Source organism: Bradyrhizobium sp. BWC-3-1, from assembly GCF_032917965.1.
Taxonomy (GTDB): Bacteria; Pseudomonadota; Alphaproteobacteria; order Rhizobiales; family Xanthobacteraceae; genus Bradyrhizobium; species Bradyrhizobium canariense_D.
In genome coordinates this window covers 3342856-3363221 of the sequence record NZ_CP136625.1, presented here as the reverse complement: position 1 = coordinate 3363221, position 20366 = coordinate 3342856, and the positions used below count along the sequence as shown (strand labels likewise).

Here is a 20366-nt window from a genome sequence, read left to right as displayed (position 1 = left end):
GGCTACCTCTCAGGCTGCGGAGCGGATCAAGCTGCGGTGATGCGGCGGCAGCGGCCGGGAGAGCGTGGTGATCAGCTCCTGGATCGAGCTCAAATTATGTACCGGACGGAATTCGTCAACGTGCGGCAGCATCATTTTGATGCCCTGGGCCTTGGCCTCGAAGCCGCCAAACCGCAGCAGCGGGTTGAGCCAGATCAGCCGCCGGCAGGAACGGTGCAGCCGGTCCATCTCGAAGGCGAGCTTGGAATCGGCTTCCCGCTCCAGCCCGTCGGAGATCAGCAGCACGATGGCGCCCTGGCTCAGCACGCGCCGCGCCCACAATTTGTTGAAATTGTGCAGGGAGGCCGAGATCCGCGTGCCGCCGGCCCAGTCCTCGACCGAGGCCGAGCAGCTCGCCAGCGCCTCGTCGGGGTCGCGCTGGCGCAGCGCCCGGGTCACGTTGGTGAGGCGAGTGCCGAACAGGAACACCGAGACACGTTTTCGCGCGTCCCCTATGGCATGCAGGAAATGCAGGAACAGGCGGGTGTACTCGCTCATCGAACCCGAGATGTCGAGCAGCGCGACGATCGGCGCCGGTTTCTCGATCCGCCCGAGGCGATGGAGGTCGATGATGTCGCCACCGGTGCGCAAGGACGCGCGTAAGGTGCGGCGCAAATCGAGACGAAGCCCGCGCGCATCGGGCCGGTGCCGGCGCGTCAATAGCTCGGCCTGCGGCAGCCGCATCCGCTCGACAGCGCGGAGCGCTTCGGTGATCTCGGCCGCGCTCATCTGAGCGAAATCCTTCTTCTGAAGGATTTCCTTGTCGGAGACCGACAGGCGCAAATCCTGCTCCTGGTGCTGCGGCGTCTCCGTCATGCGCGGCTGCGACATCGCCTCCTGGACGCGGCGGGAGCCGGCCTGCGGCTTCTTCTTGGCCTGCTCCGGCAGCGGCACCGAATCCAGCATGTGCTTCCACTCTTCCGACGCCCGGAAGAACAGGTTGAAGGCCTGTTTGAAGATCAGCGCATGCTCGTGGCGCTTGACGAAGATCGCCTCCAGGGTGGTGAAGACGTCGGCGCGGTGGCCGATGTCGATCACCTCAAGCGCGCTCATGGCATCGATGACCGCACCCGGCCCGACCGGCATGCCGGCCGAACGCAGCGCGCGGGCGAAGCCCACGATGTTGTCGGCGAACTGCTCGGTCTGCTCAGGCGCAAGGTGGTTGATGGCCATGGTCTTTCCTCGCTCCGTCATTCCGGGGCTCGCGAAGCGACGAACCCGGAATCCAGAGATTGTGGCGCGAGATTCTCAGGTGCGCAATTGCGCACCAGAGTTCACGCTCCCGCGCGGCCCGGAATGACAAGTTACTCGCTCGTCGCTTCCTTCAGCACCTTCTGCAAGGTGTCGCCCTGCATCCGCGTGATGTCGTCCTGGTATTTGAGCAGCGCGCCCAGCGTGTCGCCGACCACTTGCGGGGTCAGCGAGCGGGCGTCGAGCTCCGACAGCGCAGTGGCCCAGTCGATGGTCTCGGCAACGCCCGGCGATTTGTAGAAATCCTGATTGCGTAGCGCCTGGACGAAGCGCACGACCTGCTGCGACAGTTTCGCGGAGATGCCCGGCACGCGCGACTTGACAATCGCGAGCTCACGATCGGCATCGGGATAATCGACCCAGTGATAGAGACAGCGCCGCTTCAGCGCGTCGTGGATTTCGCGGGTGCGGTTGGAGGTGATGATCACGATCGGCGGATGCGGCGCCTTCACGGTGCCGAATTCGGGAATCGTCACCTGGAAGTCGCTGAGGATTTCGAGCAGATATGCCTCGAACGCCTCGTCGGCGCGGTCGAGCTCGTCGATCAAGAGCACCGGCGGTCCCGCAACGTCGGGCTCCAGCGCCTGCAGCAGCGGCCGCTTGATCATGTAGCGGTCGGCGAAGATATCGGAGGAGAGCTGATCGCGATCGGTGTCGCCGGCGGCTTCCGCCATCCGGATCGCGATCATCTGCGCGGCGCTATTCCATTCGTAGACCGCCGAGGAAACGTCGAGGCCTTCGTAACACTGCAGGCGGATCAGCTTCCGCCCCAAGGCCGCCGACAGCACTTTTGCGATCTCGGTCTTGCCGACGCCGGCTTCGCCTTCCAGAAACAGCGGCCGGCCCATGCGCAGCGACAGATAGGTCACCGTGGCCAGCGATCGCTCGGCGAGATAGCCGCGCGACGTCAGGAGTTCGAGCATCGAATCGACCGATGCCGGCAATACAACTGAAGTATTGGCACCGGACGTATTGGCCGCTGAGGTCATGAAAAAAGCCAGTCTCGCTACGCCCTCACCGGGGACAAGTTTGGGCCGAGGCGTGAGGATCACTCACTCCTTGGCGTTGGCGGCGTCGAGGGCGCGCCGCGTCAGCACGCCGATGAGGTGCGCGCGGTATTCGGCGCTGCCATGGATGTCGCTGTTGAGGCCGTCCGCGGGCACCTCGATGCCGTCAAGCGCCTTCGCGGCGAAGCGCTTCTTCAGGGCTTCCTCGAACGCGGTGACACGGAACACGCCTTCGGAGCCGGCGCCGGTGACCGCGACCCGCACGTCGGAGGGACGCCGCGCCACGAACACGCCGACCAGCGCGTAACGCGAGGCCTGGTTGCGGAACTTGATATAGGCCGCCTTCTTCGGCAGCGGGAACATCACCTTGGTGATGATCTCGTCGGCTTCGAGCGCCGTCGTGAACAGGCCCTGGAAAAACTCCTCCGCCTTGAGGCGGCGCTTGTTGGTGACGATGGTGGCGCCGAGCGCAAGCACGGCAGCCGGATAGTCCGCTGTCGGGTCGTTGTTGGCGAGCGAGCCGCCGATCGTGCCCTTGTGGCGCACGGCGGGATCGCCGATCTGGCCGGCCAGGTTCGCGAGCGCCGGGATCGCCTCGCCGACGATGGCGGAGCTTGCGACCTCGGCATGCCTGGCGGTGGCACCGATCACGAGCGCGCGGCCCTTCATCTCGATCGTGTTGAGCCCATCGATATGGGAGAGGTCGACCAGATGCGGCGGGCTGGCGAGGCGCTGCTTCATGACGGGAATCAGCGTGTGGCCGCCGGCGATCACCTTGGCATCTTCGTTCTTCACCAGGAGGTTGGCGGCCTGCCGAACGGTCCCGGGGCGATGGTATTTGAAATCGTACATCTGAATGTCCTGATCGCAGAGTGCGCGCGCGGTTTACGCGAGATCGGATTTCGCCATCGCCTTGGCGCCGGCGGAGATCGAGGTGACGATGTTCTGGTAGCCGGTGCAGCGGCAGAGATTGCCTTCCAGCTCCTCGCGGATGGTGTGGTCGTCGAGCTCGTTGCCCTTGCGATGGACGATGTCGATCGCGGTCATGATCATGCCGGGCGTGCAGAAGCCGCACTGCAGGCCATGGTGTTCGCGGAAGGCCTCCTGCATCGGATGCAGCGGCGCGCCGTCGGCGGCCAGGCCCTCGATCGTCTTGACCTCGTGGCCATCGGCCATCACGGCGAGCGTGGTGCAGGACTTCACGGCCTTGCCGTCCAGATGCACGACGCAAGCGCCGCACTGCGAGGTGTCGCAGCCGACATGGGTGCCGGTGAGCCGCAGATTCTCGCGCAGGAACTGCACCAGCAGGGTGCGGGGATCGACATTGGCCGTGACAGGATTGCCGTTCACGATGAGGGAGATTTTTGCCATAAACACTCTCTATCAGCGCCCCGACGGGTCCCGTCGAAGCGGTTCTTATAATTATTCCAACCCATCATATGGGCCATTATGCCCCGGGGCAACATCACCGGGAATGCAAGGCGCCATGACAAAACGCGATATGCCGAAAGGCGCAATGCTCGAGGTATTGGCCTTCAGCCCTGTACCGCCTTGGCGAAGTTCGCGAAAAATTCGTCTGCCAGTTTCTTGGCGGCGCCGTTGATCAGACGCTGGCCGAGCTGCGCCAACTTGCCGCCGATCTGCGCCTCGACCTCGTAAGACAAAAGCGTGCCGCCGTCCTTCTCCGCAAGCTTGACCACGGCGCCACCCTTGGCAAAGCCGGCCACCCCGCCCTCGCCTTCGCCGGAGATCTTGTAGCCGTTCGGCGGGTCGAGATCGGACAGCGTGACCTTGCCCTTGAAGCGCGCCGACACCGGACCGACCTTCATTTTCGCCGTCGCGCGAAAGCCGCCATCGTCGGTCTTCTCCAGCTCCTCGCAGCCGGGGATGCAGGCCTTCAGCACCTCGGCATTGTTGAGCTTGGCCCACACGGCCTCGCGCGGCGCCGCAAGCTGGACTTCGCCGTTCATCGTCATGGCCATTGGGTGCCTCCCGGGATACCGAACTTGGATCGCGCAACTATAATGCAGCTCAAGTACCGCACGGAGGCGGCAAAAGAAAGGGTGGCCCTCGGTCACGTGCAATGCATATTCGCAACTGCAAAAAGCTTGCGCCGCCGGTTTGGGATTGGCACAGGCGGGTCATGGTGGTTAGGTCCCGCACAATATGAGCACATCCCTCTCCCCCCTGCTCGCGCCGATGCTGTCGAGCGTGGCCATGCGCGCGGTCTGCGACGACCGGTCGACCCTTCAGAATATGCTCGATTTCGAGGCAGCCCTCGCCCGAGCCGAGGCGGCCACGGGTGTGATTCCCGCGTCCGCGGTGGGCCCGATCGAAGCCGCGTGCAAGGCCGATACCTTTGACATGGCTGCGCTGGCCGAGGCCGCGACTCGATCCGGCAATCTCGCGATCCCCTTGGTCAAGACTCTGACCGCCAATGTCGGCAAGGGCGACGCCGAGGCCGCACGCTACGTGCATTGGGGCGCGACCAGCCAGGACGTCATCGACAGCGCGACCATGCTCACGCTTCGCGCCGGCATCGATGCATTGGACGCCGATCTCAGCCGCGCCATCAAGGGCTTTGCCGCACTTGCGCGCAGTCATCGCAACACGGCAATGGTGGCGCGAACCTGGCTCCAGCACGCCCTGCCGATGCCGTTCGGACTGAAGGCCGCCGAATATGCCGCAAGCCTTGCCCGCGCCCGCTGCCGCCTCAGGCGGCTGCGCCGCGAGGGCCTCGCACTGCAATTCGGCGGCGCGGCCGGCACGCTTGCGGCACTTGGCGACAAGGGGCTCGTCGTTTCAGAACGGCTGGCGCAGGAGCTGAACCTGCCATTGCCAGAAGCCCCCTGGCACACCCACCGTGACCGCATCGCGGAAGCCGCATCAGCCTTCGCGATTCTCGCCGGAAGCTGCGGCAAGATCGCGCGCGACGTCTCGCTGCTGATGCAGACCGACGTCGCAGAGGCGTTCGAGCCCGCCGGGGAAGGCCGCGGCGGCTCCTCGACCATGCCGCACAAGCGCAACCCGGTCGCAGCCGCAAGCGCGCTCGGCTGCGCGACCATGGCGCCTCAGCTCGCAGCGACGATTTTTGCCGCACAGGTGCAGGACCACGAACGCAGCGCCGGTCCCTGGCACGCGGAATGGCCGACGCTGCCGCAATTGATGCTGGTCACCTCCGGCGCGCTTGCCGCCATCGTCGACATCGCCGAGGGTCTCGATGTCGATGCCGCGCGCATGCGCAGCAATCTCGATGCGACGCACGGGCTGATCATGGCGGAAGCGGTTACCTTTGCGCTGGCCGAGACGATCGGCAAGAGCGATGCGCATCATCTGATCGAGGCCGCGAGCAAGCGCGCGGTCGCCGAGAAGAAGCATCTGCGCGAGGTGCTCGCAGCCGATTCGCATGTCACTGCGCATCTTTCGCCGGAAAAAATTGCGGCGTTGCTCGAGCCGATGGCCTATCTAGGCGCTTCCCAAGCCCTGATCGACCGCCTGCTCGACAGCCTCGAACGCGAATAAAGCAGTCCTGCGCGCAAATAAAACGGAGACGCCCGCATGCCCATGATCGATGCCGACGGTTGCCTGATCAACGTCTCCGTCGAGGGCCGCGACGGCGGGCCGACGCTGATGCTCTCGAACTCGCTCGGCTGCACGCTGCAGATGTGGGAGCCGCAGATGAAGGCACTGACGCAGATATTCCGCGTCATCCGCTACGACCGCCGCGGCCACGGCAAGTCCAACGTTCCGCCCGGCCCCTACACCATGGAGCGCTTCGGCCGCGACGTGCTCGCCATCCTGGACGACCTCAATATCGAAAAAGTGCACTGGTGCGGCCTGTCGATGGGCGGCATGGTTGGGCAATGGCTCGGCGCGAACGCGCCGGAGCGCTTCGGTAAGCTCATCCTCGCCAACACCTCCTGCTACTACGCCGAGCCGACCAAATGGCTCGAGCGCATTGACGCGGTGAAGAAGGGCGGCATCGCCGCCGTCGCCGACGCCGTCATCGCCGGCTGGCTCACCCAGGATTTCCGCGAGCGCGCGCCCGACATCACCGCCAGGATGAAGGAGATGCTGCTGGCCTCGCCGCTCGAAGGCTATCTCGCCTGCTGCGAAGCGCTGTCGACGCTCGACCAGCGCGCGTTGCTGCCGAACATCAAGAACCCGACACTGGTGATCGCCGGCCGCCACGACATGGCGACGCCGATTTCGGCGGGTGAATTGATCCGCTCAAGCATTCCCGGCGCGAGCATGACCATCATTGACGCCGCCCACATTTCCAATGTCGAGCAGCCGCACGCATTCACCGACGCGGTCGTGGGCTTTTTGACGCAACGCTAGCCACAACCGTCGTTGGGAGCACAGCGATGCAACCAGAAATCCGTCTGCCGTGAGAGACTGGATTGCTTCGTCGCTTCGCTCCTCGCAATGACGAAGGAGGAAACAGCATGGACGACCAGAAACGCCGCGATGCCGGTATGAACGTGCGCCGAAAAGTGCTGGGCAATGCCTGGGTCGACAAGTCGATCGCGGGTCGCAATGCATTCAACACCGATTTCCAGGACATGATCACGCGCTACGCCTGGGGCGAGATCTGGACGCGGCCGCATTTCGACGAGCGCACGCGGCGGGTGCTGGTGATCGGCACCATGGTTGCGCTTGGGCAATGGGATGAATTCCGCCTGCATGTGCGCGCGGCCCTCGCTGAGGGTGGCTTCACGCCCAACGACATCAAGGAAATCCTGCTGCAGCAGGCGATCTATTGCGGCGTGCCGGCGGCGAACCACGCCGTCAAGGAAGCCTCAGCGATTGTGCAGGAGCTCGGCCTGCTCAAGACCTAGCGGCGGGGTGGCCTCGACGGGCTTCTGAGCGATCTTGGGCGCCGCCGCGGGCCGCTCGATCACCACCACGATGGCGGCACCGAGCAAGAGCAGAAGTTCGGTGGCGTGCAGCCGCAGCGCGGCCATCTCGCCGACCTTCGAGGCCATGATCATGCTCGCAAACGAGATCAGGCTGCCGATCGCAAGCGCAATGCCGAGCGCTTCGTCGCTGCCGCCGTTCTTGCGGATACGGGGGATGCAGAGCAGCGCAAGGTAGATCGCAAAGAACGCCACCACCGTTAAGCGCCCCAGCGCCAGCAGCCAGGCGGCGCGCACCGTGTCCATCCCCGCCATCTGGAGATGGTCGCTGAGGAAAAGAGCGACTGCGACGCTCGGCCGCTCATAGAGGCCGTGCACCGGCGCCACCATGATGTTGAAGGCAACGAGGGTCCAGGTCGGGATGAAATAGGCCGCCAGAAGTGCGCCGTTGACCGAACCGATCCGCCAGTTTCCGAACATGCCGCTTCCCGCTTCGTTTGGCCCGCGCCTTCGATGAAAGGCTCTGCCGGGAGCTAACTCGCATCAGACTGTGGCGGCAATTTAAACCCTTTGTTTACCTTAACTGCCTCCCGACAGGCATCCGATGGCGCTGGCGGAGCCGGTTCCGCCCATTGCGGGGGAACCGGAGCGCCAAATGATCTCTGTAAAAGCCTTGATGCGGAGGCGAGGCCGGTTGCAGCCGCCAGTTCCCTCCTGTTACAAAACGAGAATGCTTAAGGGCTGCCGGGGCCCGAGAAGAAACCAGCACTCTCTCTCGAAGAGCTCCCTTTGAGCCGCGTCAGATTTGGGTACGGCAGCCTATGGATTATTTCGCCCAGCAGCTCATCAACGGCCTCGTGCTCGGCTCGATCTACGGGCTGATCGCGATCGGCTACACGATGGTCTACGGCATCGTCGGGATGATCAACTTCGCCCATGGCGATGTCTTCATGATCGGCGGCTTCATCGCCCTGATCACCTTCCTTCTCCTGGTCTCGACGGGCCTGACTGCGGTCCCGGTGATCCTTTTGATCGTGATCCTGGTCTCGATGGCGATCACCGCCCTGTATGGCTGGACCATCGAGCGCATCGCCTACCGTCCGCTGCGCCACTCCTTCCGCCTCGCGCCGATGCTGTCGGCGATCGGCATGTCGTTCGTGCTGACCAACTATTCGCAGGTGGCGCAAGGCGCGCGGGTGAAGCCAGTGCCGCCAGTGATCACCGGCGGCTATACGCTGCACGAGAGCGCCGATGGCTTCGTCATCCAGCTCTCCAATATCCAGATCGTGGTGGTCATCACCACCATCGTGCTGCTGGCGATCTTCACCTGGCTGGTGTCGCGCACAAGGCTCGGGCGCGACATGCGCGCCTGCGAGCAGGACCAGACCATGGCGGCGCTGCTCGGCGTCAACGTCGACCGCACTATCTCCATGACCTTCGTGATCGGCGCTGCGCTCGCCGCAGTGGCCGGCCTGATGTACCTGCTCTATTACGGCCTGGTCGATTTCTTCATGGGCTTCGTCGCCGGCATCAAGGCGTTCACCGCGGCCGTACTCGGCGGCATCGGCTCGCTGCCCGGCGCCATGCTCGGGGGGCTCGCGATCGGGCTGATCGAGACGTTCTGGTCGGCCTATTTCTCGGTCGAATACAAGGATGTCGCCGCGTTCTCGATCCTGATCGTCGTGCTGATCTTCATGCCGACCGGCCTGCTCGGCCGCCCCGAAGTCGAAAAAGTCTGACGGTCGCGCGCGTGAAAGCTCCCTCGATCAATACGGCCAAAACCGCATCGGGCATCCCCGCTCTCCTGAAGACCGCCTGCGTCAACGCACTGATCGCGCTGGTGCTGTTCTCGCTGATGGTCGGCGTCCGCACCGAAGCCGGTTCCGACGGCCAGCTCACCTATTGGACGCGCTTCGGCGAGGTCGCCTCCCTCGTCGCCGCGGTATTCGGCGGCTCGATCGTGCTCGAGCTGCTCAAGCAATGGATCGGTCCGACCGGCGCCGAGAAGCTGGTGCCGCCGGCGGTGCAGAGCGGAATGTCGTTCCTCGGCCGCTATCTCGCACCGGCGCTTCTGATCTTCACCCTGCTGGTGCCTGTGATCTTCTATGACCAGCGCTACATCCTAGATCTCGCCATCCTCGTGCTCACCTATGTGATGCTGGGCTGGGGGTTGAATGTCGTGGTCGGGCTGGCTGGCCTGCTCGATCTCGGCTATGTCGCCTTCTATGCGGTCGGCGCCTATTCCTACGCGCTGCTTGCGACCAATTTCGGCTGGTCATTCTGGATCTGCCTGCCGCTAGCGGGCGTCCTCGCCGCATTCTGGGGCGTGCTGCTCGGCTTCCCCGTGCTGCGCCTGCGCGGCGACTACCTCGCGATCGTGACGCTCGCCTTCGGCGAGATCATCCGCCTCGTCATCATCAATTGGCAGGATCTGACCGGCGGCCCCAACGGCGTCTCCAGCATTCCCCGCCCCTCTTTCTTCGGCATCCCGCTCGACAATAGCGACAACGGCCTCGCAGCCAGGCTCGGCATCGAATATTCGCCGACCCACCGCATCGTCTTCCTGTTCTACCTGATCCTGGCGCTCGCGCTGCTCACCAACTGGGTGACGATCCGGCTGCGCCGCCTGCCGATCGGCCGCGCCTGGGAAGCCCTGCGCGAGGACGAGGTCGCCTGCCGCGCGCTCGGCATCAACACCACGACCACCAAGCTCACGGCATTCGCGACCGGTGCGATGTTCGGCGGCTTTGCCGGCGCGTTCTTTGCGACCCGCCAGGGCTTCATCAGCCCGGAATCCTTCACCTTCCAGGAATCGGCGCTGGTGCTCGCCATCGTCGTGCTTGGCGGCATGGGCTCGCAGCTTGGCGTCGCGCTCGCAGCGCTCGCCATGATCGGCGGTTTCGAACTGTTCCGGAGCCTCGAGAGCTATCGCATGCTGGTGTTCGGCATGGCCATGGTGCTGATCATGATCTGGCGGCCGCGCGGCCTGATCGGCCATCGCGCGCCGACCGTGTATCTGACCAAGGCCCACGCGATCTCATCCGACCTCGTCAAGGAGGGGCACGGATGAGCCGCGACCAGATTCTCGAGGTCGACCGGCTCACCATGCGCTTCGGCGGCATCGTCGCGGTGCAGGACCTGTCGTTTGCTGCCGAGCGGAAGAAGATCACCGCGCTGATCGGACCCAACGGTGCCGGCAAGACAACGGTCTTCAACTGCATCACCGGGTTCTACAAGCCGAGCGGCGGCGCCATCCGCCTCGGCCATGACGACGGCAAGGTGATCGCGCTGGAGCGGCTGAACGATTTCCGCATCGCGAAGCAGGCCAAGGTCGCCCGCACCTTCCAGAACATCCGCCTGTTTCCCGGCATGACGGCGCTGGAAAACCTGATGGTGGCGCAGCACAACGCGCTGATGCGCGCCTCCGGCTTCACCTTGCTCGGGCTCATTGGCGCGCCCGTCTACCGCGACGCCGAGAAGCGCGCGATTGATCTCGCCACCGACTGGCTCAAGCGCGTCAATTTGCTCGATCGCGCCGACGATGCTGCCGGTAATTTTGCCTATGGCGACCAGCGACGACTCGAGATCGCACGCGCGATGTGCACCGAGCCCGCGCTCTTGTGCCTGGACGAACCCGCCGCCGGCCTCAATGCGCGCGAGAGCGCCGCCCTGAGCGAGCTGCTGCTGTCGATCCGGAACGAGCTCGGCACCTCGATCCTGCTGATCGAGCACGACATGTCCGTGGTGATGGAGATCTCCGACCATATCGTGGTGATGGACCACGGTGTGAAGATCTCTGAAGGCTCCCCGCGCGAGGTTCGCGACGATCCGAAGGTGATCGCCGCCTATCTCGGCACCGATGAGGAAGAGGCGGCGGCCGTGATGGAGAGCGGGTCGTGACGTCGCCCACTGCCCTGCTCGCGATCCACGGCCTTCGCGCTGCCTACGGCAAGATCGAGGCGCTGAAGGGCGTTGACCTCGAGATCAATGCCGGCGAGATCGTGGCGCTGATCGGCGCCAACGGCGCCGGCAAATCGACGCTGATGATGACGATCTTCGGCAAGCCCCGCGCCCGCGCCGGCCAGATCCTGTACGAAGGCCGCGACATCACCGAAGTGCCCACCCACGAGATCGCGCATTTGCGCATCGCGCAATCGCCGGAAGGCCGCCGCATCTTCCCGCGCATGAGCGTGGCGGAAAATCTCCAGATGGGGGCGGACGCCACCGAATGCACCGACGCCGAACGCGAGGTGACGCTACAACGCGTGTTCACGCTGTTTCCGCGGCTGAAGGAACGCTACGGCCAGCGCGGGGGAACCCTGTCTGGCGGCGAGCAGCAGATGCTGGCCATCGGCCGCGCTTTGATGAGCCGCCCTCGCCTGCTCCTGCTTGATGAGCCCTCGCTCGGTCTGGCGCCGCTGATCGCGCGCCAGATTTTCGATGCGATCCGCACTCTGAACCGGCAGGACGGCCTGACCGTGCTGATCGTCGAGCAGAACGCCAACCACGCGCTCAAGCTCGCCCATCGCGGCTATGTCATGGTCAATGGCCTGATCACCCTGGCCGGGACCGGTGCCGAGTTGTTGCAGCGCCCCGAGATTCGCGCCGCCTACCTGGAAGGCGGCCGGCACGGCTGAGGCCGCCAAGGCGAACCCGTGCGGCCGAATTTGGCGATATCTCTGCCAATGCCCGTATTTTGCCGGTGACTTCTCCTCGAATTCATTCAAGAATGGCGCCGGTTTGAACCGGGCATGCCCGGTAACTTCCACAGGCGACCACCCTCGAGGTATCTCATGAAATCACTGAAGCTCATCGGTCTGGCATTCGGCGCATCGATCGCGCTGTCGAGCGCGGCATTCGCGCAGGATGTCACCGTCGCAGTCGCAGGTCCGATGACCGGCGGCGAGTCCGCCTTCGGCCGCCAGATGAAGAACGGCGCCGAGATGGCCGTAGCCGATATCAACGCCGCCGGCGGCGTCAACGGCAAGAAGCTCGCGTTGTCCGTCGAGGACGACGCCTGCGATCCGAAACAGGCGCGCTCGATCGCCGAGAAGATCGCCGGCGCGAAAATTCCGTTCGTGGCCGGGCATTATTGCTCGTCCTCGTCGATCCCCGCGTCGGAAGCCTATGCCGACGGCAACGTGCTCCAGATTACTCCCGCCTCCACCAATCCGAAGTTCACCGATAGCGGACTGTGGAACGTGGCGCGCGTCTGCGGCCGCGACGACCAGCAGGGCCTGGTCGCCGCCCAGTTCATCGCCAAGAACTACAAGGGCAAGAACATCGCCATCCTCAACGACAAGACCACCTACGGCAAGGGTCTTGCGGACGAGACCAAGAAGGCGCTCAACAAGGCCGGCGTCACCGAGAAGATGTACGAGTCCTACAACAAGGGCGACAAGGACTTCAACGCGATCGTCTCGCGGCTGAAGCGCGACAACATCGATCTCGTCTATGTCGGGGGCTACCATCAAGAGAGCGGCCTTCTCCTGCGCCAGATGCGCGACCAGGGCCTGAAGACCGTGCTGATGGCCGGCGACGCACTCGCCGACAAGGAATACGCCTCCATCACCGGCCCGGCCGGCGAAGGCACGCTGTTCACCTTCGGCCCCGATCCGCGCAACAAGCCGACCGCGAAGAAGATCGTCGAAGCCTTCAAGGCCAAGAACATCGACCCCGAGGGCTACACGCTCTACACCTACGCAGCGATGCAGGTTTGGTCGGAGGCGGCCAAGAAGGCCGGCACCACCGACGCCAAGAAGGTCATGGCAGCCATCAAGGCCGGCAAGTGGGATACCGTGATCGGGCCGATCGAGTATGACTCCAAGGGCGATATCAAGCAGCTCGACTACGTCGTCTACAAATGGGACGCCAAGGGCGGCTACGCCGCGATCAGCGGCAACGGCACCTAAGCACGCTTGCCGGGGCCTGAAGGCCTCCTCCAATCATCATCGCGCCCCGGCTCGCCCGGGGCGTTTCTTCCTGCGTCAGGATCAGACTGCTGCTTGTATCGCGCCGTCCACCGCGCCTTGGGCCTTCCTCAGCGCTTCAAGAAGATCGTTCGGCCGAAACGGCTTTTGCAGGCAGACCACGCTGGCGAGGTGGGGCGATTGTTCCATGAAGTCCAGCGCCGTCATCCCCGACACGGCAACGACCGGGAGGCTCGGTGCAAGCTCGCGCAGGGTCGTGATGACCTCGACGCCACTGGTATCGCCGAGGAAAATGTCCACGATTGCCGCGTCGAAGCCGACCTCGGTGAAGGCTTTCACCCCGGCTGCGCCGCTGTCGGCCTCAACGACCTCATAACGGTTGACGCGCAGCACGATCGCGACCATCGCACGGACGTCCTTCTGGTCGTCGATGATGAGAACGCGGGGCATAGGGAACAACTCCCGGATCCTGAAATCAAAATGCCTGGTTCAAACCTGGAACCCGCAGCTGCGGGAGAGCATTATTGCACCATCCAGTAAAGCGCATCTTACCCGATCCCCGGTGCGCGTTCCCCCCATAATTAAGTAAACTGTAACCTTCGGTTGAGTCGCAGTGGGTTTTGTCATGATGCGTGCCCAGAACCCGCTACCATGGGCAGAAATTGATTGGGCCAAATGAGATTGGCGAAGATGCTCAAAACCGATCTGCGCGAGCTGCACGTGTCTGCGACGACCGATCGAAGCACATTCCTTTCGACGTTGCCGGCTACCCCGAAGGACCGCACCGCAGCATTGGCGATCGTGGGCGTCTCGTCGATCCTGTTCGCAGTGGCCGTGCCCTTCGCGGGTATCCCGCTACTGCCCGTGCCAGCCTTCGTCGCCAGCTATCAATCCGCCCTTGTGGTCGCGGACATTGTCACCGCCGTCCTGCTGTTGTCGCAGTTTGCGGTGCTCAGGACCAGCGCGCTGCTCGTGCTCGCGACGGGCTATCTTTTCACAGCCGCCGCGGCCGTGGTCCATGCCCTCACCTTCCCCGGACTTTTTTCGCCGACCGGGCTGCTGGGGGCCAACCAGCAGACCACGGTCTGGCTCTACATGATCTGGCACGGCGGCTTTCCGCTCTGCGTGCTGGCCTACGCCTGGCTGAAGGAGGCCGACGGCGGCGCCCGGATCACGGGCTCGGCAAGCAAGGCGATCTACGCCAGCGTGGTCGGCGTCGTCACGATCATGATCGTCTTGACCTGGATCGTCACTGCGCAGCACGACCTGCTTCCGGTCCTGCTGCGCGATGGCGGTTACACGCAGATCATGATCGGCGTGGTGTCCTTTGTCTGGTCCTTGAGCTTCGCCGCGCTGGTCTCGCTGTGGTTCCGCCGTCCGCATTCGGTCATCGATGTCTGGCTCATGGTGGTGATGTGCGCATGGCTGTTCGACATCGCGCTGTCGGCGATCGTCAACGTGGCGCGCTTCGATCTCGGCTTCTACGCCGGTCGTGTCTACGGCCTCTGCGCGGCGACCTTCGTGCTCGCGGTGCTCCTGATCGAAAATGTCCGCCTTCAGGCGCATACGCTGGGTCTCGTCGGCAGGCTGCGCCAGCAGTCGGCATTGGATCGCGACTATTATGGCAAGCGCCTTGCCCTGTACGGCGCCGTCGTCGAATCCGCCAATGATGCCATCATCACGAAGACGCTCGACGGTGTCATCACGGGCTGGAACAAGGCCGCCGAACATCTGTTCGGCTATGCCGCCGCGGAGGCCATCGGGCAGCCGATCGACATCATCGTCCCGGAGGACCGCAAGGCCGAGGTCAGGGGTATCCTGAACCGGGTCGGCGGCAACGAAACGATCGCACAGCACGAGACGGTCCGGATCCGAAAGGACGGCCGGCGGGTCGACGTCGTCCTCAATGTTTCTCCGCTGAAATCAGCCAACGGACAGATCATCGGCGCTTCCAAGATCGCCCACGACATCACGGAAGAGAAGCAGGCACGAGAAAAACTGCGCCGCGAGGTCGAGGAGCGGCAGCGGATCTTCGAGACCTCACAGGATCTGATCCTGGTCACCGACGGTTTTGGCAATTTCATCCAGGTCAGCCCGAGCGTGAAGACCATTCTCGGCTTGAATCCGGAAGACATGATCGGGCACAGCGCCACCGAGTTCATTCATCCCGATGACCTCCAGAAGACGCGCGACGAGATGCGCGCGGCGCGGCGTGGCGCGGTCAAGCGCAGCTTCGAGGCGCGCTACTACCACTACGACGGTCACGAGGTCACGCTGAACTGGATGGGCACCTGGTCCGAGCCGGTCAAGCGCCACTTCTTCATCGGCCGCGACCTCACCGAGAAGCAGGCGGCCGAGGCGCAGTTCAGGCACGTCCAGAAGATGGATTCGATTGGTCAATTGACCGGCGGTGTCGCGCACGACTTCAACAATGTGCTGACCGTCATCACCGGCACGATCGGAATTTTGGCGGACGCGGTCGCTGACCGTCCCGAGCTCGCCGCCATCACCAAGCTGATCGACGACGCCGCCGAGCGCGGCGCGCAACTGACCAAGCATCTGCTCGCGTTCGCCCGCAAGCAGCCGCTCCAACCACGCGAAATCGACGTCAACGCATTGACGCTCGAGGCCGCAAAGCTCCTGCATCCCACGCTCGGCGAGCAGATCACCATCATGCCGCAACTCACCGAGGATGCGTGGCCGGCACTGATCGACCCGGGCCAGCTTTCCACCGCGATCCTCAACCTCGCGCTGAACGCGCGCGATGCGATGCCCGACGGCGGCACGCTGGTGCTGGAGACGCGCAACATCTTCCTCGACGACGGCTATGCCAGCATGAATCCCGACGTGGTGGCCGGCAATTACGTCATGATCGCCGTCAGCGATACCGGCTCCGGAATCCCGCCGGAGTTGATGGACCGGGTGTTCGATCCCTTCTTCACCACGAAGGAGGTCGGCAAGGGCACCGGCCTCGGGCTCAGCATGGTGTTCGGCTTCGTCAAGCAGTCCGGCGGACACATCAAGATTTACAGCGAGGAAGGCCACGGCACGAGCGTGAAGATTTACCTGCCGCGCTCGAGCGGCGTGCAGGAGACCGAATTCGAGGCGCTGCAGAACGCGCCCGTCACCGGCGGCCACGAGAAGATCCTGATCGTCGAGGACGACGCGCTGGTGCGCCAATATGTCGTGACCCAGATCAAGAGCCTCGGCTATACCGCCCTCGAAGCCGCCAACGCGGCCGAGGCCCTCGTCATCATCGACGCCGACAAGGACATCGACCTGCTATTCACGGACGTCATCATGCCCGGCAACATGAACGGCCGCCAGCTCGCCGACGAGGCGGCTCGCCGCCGCCCCGACCTGAAGACGCTGTTCACCTCGGGCTACACCGAGAACGCCATCGTCCACCACGGGCGGCTCGATTCCGGCGTGCTGCTGCTGGCAAAGCCCTACCGTAAGTCCGAGCTCGCCAAGATGCTGAGGACCGCGCTCGCGGGTTGAGCCTGCGGCATCCCTGCGATATCGCTGAAGCGAGCGCCTTTCAGCCTGCGGAGCCGCCTTGAAAAACCTTCTCACCGATATCGCCGGCGTCCGCGTCGGCCATGCCGAGGATGCGAAAATCGCCACTGGCACGACCGCGATCATCTTCGACGCCCCCGCGGTTGCGGCCATCGATGTTCGCGGCGGCGGACCCGGCACGCGCGAAGACGCGTTGCTCGACCTCGCCAGCACCGTCGATCGCGTTGACGCCATCGCGCTGTCCGGCGGCTCCGCCTTTGGAATCGACGCCGGCGGCGGCATCCAGGCCTGGCTCGCCGAACAAGGCCGCGGCTTGCGGATTCGCGAGGCGGTGATTCCGATCGTGCCTGGCGCAATCGTTTTCGACTTGCTCAACGGCGGCGACAAGGCCTGGGGACGCTTCGCGCCCTATCGCGACCTCGGCTACGCCGCAGCGTTGGCCGCCAGCGACGATTTCGCACTGGGCAGCGTCGGCGCCGGCCTCGGTGCCACCACCGCGACCTTCAAGGGTGGACTGGGGTCGGCCTCCGCGGTCCTGGCCAATGGTATCAAGGTCGCCGCGATCATGGTCGTCAACGCGGTCGGCAGCACAACCGTTGGCGAAGGGCCTTGGTTCTGGGCTGCGCCCTTCGAGGAGAACGGCGAGTTCGGCGGGCGCGGCCTGCCGTCCACGTTCACACCGGACATGCTGGCGATGCGCATCAAGGGCGGACCCGCCGCGAACGCGCGCGAGAACACCACGATCGGCGTCGTTGTCACCGATGCCACGCTGACCAAACCCCAGGCCAAGCGGCTTGCGATGATCGCGCATACCGGGTTCGCCCGTGCGATCTATCCGGTGCATGCCCCGACCGACGGCGACGTGCTGTTCGCCGCCGCAACGGGCGAGAAGCCGATCGAGCCGCTGGTCGGCCTTACCGAGCTCGGAACGATCGCCGCCAACGTGGTCGCACGCGCCATCGCTCGCGGCGTCTACAATGCGACGGCCCTGCCCTTTGCCGGCGCAATGCCGGCGTGGAAGGACCGGTTCGGATAGAAACGAAACGGCTGACACGGCGTTACCCTGGCCGACAAGGTGCACCGCCATGCCGTCTTCCGTGATCCGCTTTTTCCGCTACGCCCCCGATAGGCGCGAGCTGACGGTGACTTTCGTCAGCGGACGCGTCTATGTCTACGCGGACGTTCCGCCCGAGGTCGCCGCCGCGCTCAAGAATGTGCGCTCAAAGGGTACGTTCTTCAACCGCGAAATCCGTGATCGGTATGTCTATCGTGACATCACGCACGAATATGCAGGCTAGCCGTGAGCAAGGTTACACGCTCATCGACATCGATGAACCGACAGCCGCTGAGGCGCCTTGTCCCTGCCCGCCCTGCCGCTGCATCAACTGCGCGAACAGATCGTACGCCGAATTACGGGAGCTGGAGGCGCCCGGGACCGTCGTCGACATCTTGAAGCCGTCGGCATAGGTGACAGTGGTGGTGGTCGAACCGTCGGCGCCGGTCGTCGAGGTCGAGGTCGAGCCGCCGCTGGACCGCGAGGAGGAACCCGAACCGCTGCCGGAGGCATCGCCCGCGCCTTGCGCGTGATGGTGACCGTGATGGCCGCCCTTCAGCGCCTTCGACATCTCGTCGAGGCTGACGCTGCCGTCGGTATTCGAATCCAGCTTCGAGAAAACGTCGTCGGCCTGCGCGAGATTGGTGCCGCCGGCGCCGAGCGCATTCTCGAATTCCGACTTGGTGATCTTGCCGTCGCCGTCCCCATCGATCTGCGAGAACAGATCCTTCAAGGCGGCGTCGCGGCGCGTCGAGGAGGAGGACGTCGAACTCGACGAGGTCGAGCTGGCGGCGCTGCCGGTGCTGTCCGAGGATTGGCTCTGCGCAGCGAACAGCGCGTTCATCGTCTCCGGCGAGATCTGCGGGGTCTTGCCCGCATTGACCGACGAGGCCGCGCCGGTCGTGCTGTTGCTGCCGCTCTCGATCGCGAACGGATTGGTCGCGGGCTTTTGCGAGGTTCCCGTCTTCTGCGTCGACGAGGACGATTTCGAATTCGTCAGCGACTGGATCGCGTCGAGTGCGCTCGATACGGCCCCAAGAGCAAACAACATTGCACAACTCCAACCGATGCGGCATGCCGCGGCCAATGTTCTGTTCAGGTGAAGTCAGCAAGCGCCGTGCCAGCGCAAAAAGCTCAATGAAATCCGCTTTCACCGCACTTTGCACGGCCCGGAACACCGGCAATTCATGCCGGTCGCGGCAGAAATTTCCGCCCACAGGAAGCACGCCGCCCCTGCATTGCCCGGCTGAGAGGCCCATGTTAGGCGAGTCCATCTTCCACGGCCGCCACGGGAAACCGCCATGACCCAAGCCTTCGCTCCCCGCCCCCTGGCAATCGCGCCCTCGATCCTGGCCTCGGATTTCTCCAGGCTCGGCGAGGAGGTGCGCGCCGTGGACGCCGCTGGAGCCGACTGGATCCATCTCGACGTCATGGACGGGCACTTCGTTCCCAACATCTCGTATGGCCCCGACGTCATTAAGGCGATGCGCCCGCACACCAAGAAGATCTTCGACGCGCATCTGATGATCTCGCCCTGTGACCCCTATCTCGAGGCCTTCGCGAAAGCCGGCTGCGACCACATCACCGTGCATGCCGAGGCCGGTCCCCATCTGCACCGCTCGCTTCAGGCGATCCGCGCACTCGGCAAGAAGGCCGGCGTTTCGCTCAATCCGGGCACGCCGATCAGTGCGCTCGAATACGTCCTGGACCTGGTCGACCTCGTGCTGGTGATGTCGGTCAATCCCGGCTTCGGCGGCCAGGCCTTCATCCCCTCCGCGATCGGCAAGATCCGCGACATCCGCGCCATGACAGCGGGCCGGCCGATCGATATCGAGGTCGATGGCGGCGTCGGGCCCGACGTCGCAGGTCCCCTGGCTGCGGCCGGGGCCAACGCCTTCGTCGCCGGCACGTCCGTGTTCAGGGGCGGCACGCAGGATGCCTATAAGACCAACATCGCCGCAATCCGCAACGCCGCCGCGGGTGCACGCGGCGAGGCGATCTGAGGGCCCGCTCGACTCCGCAGACGTGCGGCCTCTACGGGTGTTGCGGCGCGTAATGCCTAAATTTGCAACTTGATCCGTACTCCTCCGGGCTTCCCTGATTCGCGCAAATCACCGCAAGTGATTCTTGCCTGTTTTCGCGGGAGCACATCATGACGACGACCCTGGTCTGGACTGGCGTGGCGTTGTGGCTTGGTTTTTGTGCGTTTGTTGTGTTTGGTCCATCGGCCGGACCGGTGAAGGTCTCGGTACGCTCGGCCCGCATCGCTCGTCGCGACTGGTATCGGGCCTGACCCCATGCAGATCGCGCTCGTGAAACGTCAGCCGAAGCGCCGGTGCCGCATCCCGCGGCGCCCACATCCTGACCTCAATTTTTTCTTCGGTCGGCTCGAACGCACCGAAGGCGAGATGCGCGACGACACCGGGCCCGAGATGGACCTGGATCACCCGCTCCGGTCACCGCGCCGGCATTGAATTCTTTTCTGGACCAAGCTCATGAAGCCGCATTGCCCGAACTGCCTCAAGGAAATGACCAAGGCATCCGCGTCGCGTAACCTGTTCAACTGCGAGCCGTGCCGCGAGATCATCCAGTTCTTCGGCGGCAGCGCGGATCACTGCGAGCCCGGCCCGCAATTCTCCTGGCCGATCCGTCGCAAGCGCTCCGTCCACACCGCTCACGCGGCCTGAGCCTCCAGGATCCAGAGCGC

At 64.3% G+C, this 20366-nt stretch carries 23 protein-coding genes; 15 read left to right on the top strand and 8 right to left on the bottom strand.

Going from position 1 to position 20366, the window contains the following annotated elements; all coding sequences use genetic code 11:
* Nucleotides 1–9: 9 nt before the first annotated feature.
* From RX329_RS16085 to RX329_RS16065, 5 genes are all read right to left on the bottom strand, one after another.
* Nucleotides 10–1212 (bottom strand): VWA domain-containing protein, encoded by a 1203-nt coding sequence (locus RX329_RS16085; RefSeq protein WP_317246121.1) that lies wholly within the window; start codon nt 1210–1212, stop codon nt 10–12.
* A 131-nt stretch (nt 1213–1343) separates the two neighbouring features.
* On the bottom strand, nt 1344–2279 hold the full coding sequence (locus tag RX329_RS16080; protein WP_085351062.1) for an AAA family ATPase: 936 nt from the start codon (nt 2277–2279) through the stop codon (nt 1344–1346).
* 63 nt (nt 2280–2342) lie between these two features.
* Nucleotides 2343–3149 (bottom strand): FAD binding domain-containing protein, encoded by an 807-nt coding sequence (locus RX329_RS16075; RefSeq protein WP_027518800.1) that lies wholly within the window; start codon nt 3147–3149, stop codon nt 2343–2345.
* Between the two features lie 33 nt (nt 3150–3182).
* The gene (locus tag RX329_RS16070; protein WP_007602418.1) at nt 3183–3668 is read right to left on the bottom strand and encodes a (2Fe-2S)-binding protein; all 486 of its coding nucleotides are present in this window, start codon (nt 3666–3668) and stop codon (nt 3183–3185) included.
* Between the two features lie 164 nt (nt 3669–3832).
* Nucleotides 3833–4279: a carbon monoxide dehydrogenase subunit G gene (locus RX329_RS16065; protein WP_317246120.1), complete on the bottom strand. Its 447-nt coding sequence runs from the start codon at nt 4277–4279 to the stop codon at nt 3833–3835.
* Nucleotides 4280–4463: 184 nt separating this feature from the next.
* Here RX329_RS16065 and RX329_RS16060 point away from each other — a divergent pair, with 184 nt between their 5' ends.
* The 3 genes from RX329_RS16060 (at nt 4464) to RX329_RS16050 (ending at nt 7138) form a co-directional block, all read left to right on the top strand.
* On the top strand, nt 4464–5819 hold the full coding sequence (locus tag RX329_RS16060) for a 3-carboxy-cis,cis-muconate cycloisomerase (protein WP_085351061.1): 1356 nt from the start codon (nt 4464–4466) through the stop codon (nt 5817–5819).
* Nucleotides 5820–5855: 36 nt separating this feature from the next.
* On the top strand, nt 5856–6638 hold the full coding sequence (gene pcaD / locus RX329_RS16055; RefSeq protein ID WP_018455580.1) for a 3-oxoadipate enol-lactonase: 783 nt from the start codon (nt 5856–5858) through the stop codon (nt 6636–6638).
* Nucleotides 6639–6745: 107 nt separating this feature from the next.
* A complete protein-coding gene (locus tag RX329_RS16050; protein ID WP_085351059.1) occupies nt 6746–7138 on the top strand; it encodes a carboxymuconolactone decarboxylase family protein in 393 nt (130 codons plus the stop codon).
* Here the strand turns inward: RX329_RS16050 and RX329_RS16045 are convergent.
* Entirely contained in the window at nt 7100–7636 is a 537-nt protein-coding gene (locus tag RX329_RS16045; protein WP_085351058.1) for a hypothetical protein, read from the bottom strand. The two genes, RX329_RS16050 and RX329_RS16045, sit on opposite strands and share 39 nt — an antisense overlap.
* Before the next feature lie 341 nt (nt 7637–7977).
* Here RX329_RS16045 and RX329_RS16040 point away from each other — a divergent pair, with 341 nt between their 5' ends.
* The 5 genes from RX329_RS16040 (at nt 7978) to RX329_RS16020 (ending at nt 13068) form a co-directional block, all read left to right on the top strand.
* Complete coding sequence (locus tag RX329_RS16040; protein WP_018455577.1) at nt 7978–8895, top strand: ABC transporter permease subunit; 918 nt, start codon at nt 7978–7980, stop codon at nt 8893–8895.
* A gap of 11 nt (nt 8896–8906) precedes the next feature.
* The gene (gene livM, locus RX329_RS16035; RefSeq protein WP_018455576.1) at nt 8907–10226 is read left to right on the top strand and encodes a high-affinity branched-chain amino acid ABC transporter permease LivM; all 1320 of its coding nucleotides are present in this window, start codon (nt 8907–8909) and stop codon (nt 10224–10226) included.
* Complete coding sequence (locus RX329_RS16030; RefSeq protein ID WP_018455575.1) at nt 10223–11056, top strand: ABC transporter ATP-binding protein; 834 nt, start codon at nt 10223–10225, stop codon at nt 11054–11056. The genes livM and RX329_RS16030 overlap by 4 nt, the downstream gene beginning before the upstream one ends.
* On the top strand, nt 11053–11793 hold the full coding sequence (locus RX329_RS16025) for an ABC transporter ATP-binding protein (RefSeq protein WP_018455574.1): 741 nt from the start codon (nt 11053–11055) through the stop codon (nt 11791–11793). Before RX329_RS16030 ends, RX329_RS16025 begins: the two co-directional genes overlap by 4 nt.
* Before the next feature lie 156 nt (nt 11794–11949).
* Complete coding sequence (locus tag RX329_RS16020; RefSeq protein WP_018455573.1) at nt 11950–13068, top strand: branched-chain amino acid ABC transporter substrate-binding protein; 1119 nt, start codon at nt 11950–11952, stop codon at nt 13066–13068.
* Between the two features lie 81 nt (nt 13069–13149).
* On the opposite strand, the gene RX329_RS16015 is transcribed toward RX329_RS16020, so the two are convergent.
* The gene (locus RX329_RS16015; RefSeq protein ID WP_085351056.1) at nt 13150–13536 is read right to left on the bottom strand and encodes a response regulator; all 387 of its coding nucleotides are present in this window, start codon (nt 13534–13536) and stop codon (nt 13150–13152) included.
* Nucleotides 13537–13776: 240 nt separating this feature from the next.
* Between RX329_RS16015 and RX329_RS16010 the strand changes: the two genes are divergently transcribed.
* From RX329_RS16010 to RX329_RS16000, 3 genes are read left to right on the top strand one after another with little or no spacing between them, the layout of a single operon-like run.
* The gene (locus RX329_RS16010; RefSeq protein ID WP_162496426.1) at nt 13777–16587 is read left to right on the top strand and encodes a PAS domain S-box protein; all 2811 of its coding nucleotides are present in this window, start codon (nt 13777–13779) and stop codon (nt 16585–16587) included.
* Between the two features lie 58 nt (nt 16588–16645).
* Nucleotides 16646–17641, top strand: coding sequence for a P1 family peptidase (locus RX329_RS16005; RefSeq protein ID WP_018455570.1), 996 nt, complete (start codon nt 16646–16648; stop codon nt 17639–17641).
* Between the two features lie 49 nt (nt 17642–17690).
* Nucleotides 17691–17903: a KTSC domain-containing protein gene (locus RX329_RS16000; protein WP_085351054.1), complete on the top strand. Its 213-nt coding sequence runs from the start codon at nt 17691–17693 to the stop codon at nt 17901–17903.
* A gap of 12 nt (nt 17904–17915) precedes the next feature.
* Here the strand turns inward: RX329_RS16000 and RX329_RS15995 are convergent, their stop codons facing one another.
* Complete coding sequence (locus RX329_RS15995; RefSeq protein WP_317246118.1) at nt 17916–18710, bottom strand: EF-hand domain-containing protein; 795 nt, start codon at nt 18708–18710, stop codon at nt 17916–17918.
* 250 nt (nt 18711–18960) lie between these two features.
* On the opposite strand from RX329_RS15995, the gene rpe reads away from it, so the two are divergent.
* The 4 genes from rpe (at nt 18961) to RX329_RS15975 (ending at nt 20346) form a co-directional block, all read left to right on the top strand.
* Nucleotides 18961–19662, top strand: a complete 702-nt coding sequence (gene rpe / locus RX329_RS15990; RefSeq protein WP_018455567.1) for a ribulose-phosphate 3-epimerase — start codon at nt 18961–18963, stop codon at nt 19660–19662.
* 149 nt (nt 19663–19811) lie between these two features.
* Nucleotides 19812–19952 (top strand): hypothetical protein, encoded by a 141-nt coding sequence (locus RX329_RS15985; RefSeq protein ID WP_162847284.1) that lies wholly within the window; start codon nt 19812–19814, stop codon nt 19950–19952.
* Between the two features lie 4 nt (nt 19953–19956).
* Complete coding sequence (locus RX329_RS15980) at nt 19957–20133, top strand: hypothetical protein (protein ID WP_317246117.1); 177 nt, start codon at nt 19957–19959, stop codon at nt 20131–20133.
* Nucleotides 20134–20154: 21 nt separating this feature from the next.
* The gene (locus RX329_RS15975; protein WP_085351052.1) at nt 20155–20346 is read left to right on the top strand and encodes a hypothetical protein; all 192 of its coding nucleotides are present in this window, start codon (nt 20155–20157) and stop codon (nt 20344–20346) included.
* Nucleotides 20347–20366: the final 20 nt, after the last annotated feature.

What these genes read in the sequence shown, in the direction of transcription:
- RX329_RS16040 (WP_018455577.1), top strand. Translation starts at nt 7,978, where the DNA reads ATGGATTATTTCGCCCAGCAGCTCATCAACGGCCTCGTGCTCGGCTCG.
- RX329_RS16000 (WP_085351054.1), top strand. Translation starts at nt 17,691, where the DNA reads ATGCCGTCTTCCGTGATCCGCTTTTTCCGCTACGCCCCCGATAGGCGC.
- RX329_RS15975 (WP_085351052.1), top strand. Translation starts at nt 20,155, where the DNA reads ATGAAGCCGCATTGCCCGAACTGCCTCAAGGAAATGACCAAGGCATCC.
- RX329_RS16020 (WP_018455573.1), top strand. Translation starts at nt 11,950, where the DNA reads ATGAAATCACTGAAGCTCATCGGTCTGGCATTCGGCGCATCGATCGCG.
- RX329_RS16045 (WP_085351058.1), bottom strand. Translation starts at nt 7,636, where the DNA reads ATGTTCGGAAACTGGCGGATCGGTTCGGTCAACGGCGCACTTCTGGCG.
- RX329_RS15980 (WP_317246117.1), top strand. Translation starts at nt 19,957, where the DNA reads ATGCAGATCGCGCTCGTGAAACGTCAGCCGAAGCGCCGGTGCCGCATC.
- RX329_RS16050 (WP_085351059.1), top strand. Translation starts at nt 6,746, where the DNA reads ATGGACGACCAGAAACGCCGCGATGCCGGTATGAACGTGCGCCGAAAA.
- RX329_RS15995 (WP_317246118.1), bottom strand. Translation starts at nt 18,710, where the DNA reads ATGTTGTTTGCTCTTGGGGCCGTATCGAGCGCACTCGACGCGATCCAG.
- rpe (WP_018455567.1), top strand. Translation starts at nt 18,961, where the DNA reads ATGACCCAAGCCTTCGCTCCCCGCCCCCTGGCAATCGCGCCCTCGATC.
- RX329_RS15985 (WP_162847284.1), top strand. Translation starts at nt 19,812, where the DNA reads ATGACGACGACCCTGGTCTGGACTGGCGTGGCGTTGTGGCTTGGTTTT.
- RX329_RS16065 (WP_317246120.1), bottom strand. Translation starts at nt 4,279, where the DNA reads ATGGCCATGACGATGAACGGCGAAGTCCAGCTTGCGGCGCCGCGCGAG.
- RX329_RS16060 (WP_085351061.1), top strand. Translation starts at nt 4,464, where the DNA reads ATGAGCACATCCCTCTCCCCCCTGCTCGCGCCGATGCTGTCGAGCGTG.
- RX329_RS16010 (WP_162496426.1), top strand. Translation starts at nt 13,777, where the DNA reads ATGCTCAAAACCGATCTGCGCGAGCTGCACGTGTCTGCGACGACCGAT.
- RX329_RS16085 (WP_317246121.1), bottom strand. Translation starts at nt 1,212, where the DNA reads ATGGCCATCAACCACCTTGCGCCTGAGCAGACCGAGCAGTTCGCCGAC.
- RX329_RS16030 (WP_018455575.1), top strand. Translation starts at nt 10,223, where the DNA reads ATGAGCCGCGACCAGATTCTCGAGGTCGACCGGCTCACCATGCGCTTC.
- RX329_RS16070 (WP_007602418.1), bottom strand. Translation starts at nt 3,668, where the DNA reads ATGGCAAAAATCTCCCTCATCGTGAACGGCAATCCTGTCACGGCCAAT.
- RX329_RS16015 (WP_085351056.1), bottom strand. Translation starts at nt 13,536, where the DNA reads ATGCCCCGCGTTCTCATCATCGACGACCAGAAGGACGTCCGTGCGATG.
- RX329_RS16080 (WP_085351062.1), bottom strand. Translation starts at nt 2,279, where the DNA reads ATGACCTCAGCGGCCAATACGTCCGGTGCCAATACTTCAGTTGTATTG.
- RX329_RS16075 (WP_027518800.1), bottom strand. Translation starts at nt 3,149, where the DNA reads ATGTACGATTTCAAATACCATCGCCCCGGGACCGTTCGGCAGGCCGCC.
- pcaD (WP_018455580.1), top strand. Translation starts at nt 5,856, where the DNA reads ATGCCCATGATCGATGCCGACGGTTGCCTGATCAACGTCTCCGTCGAG.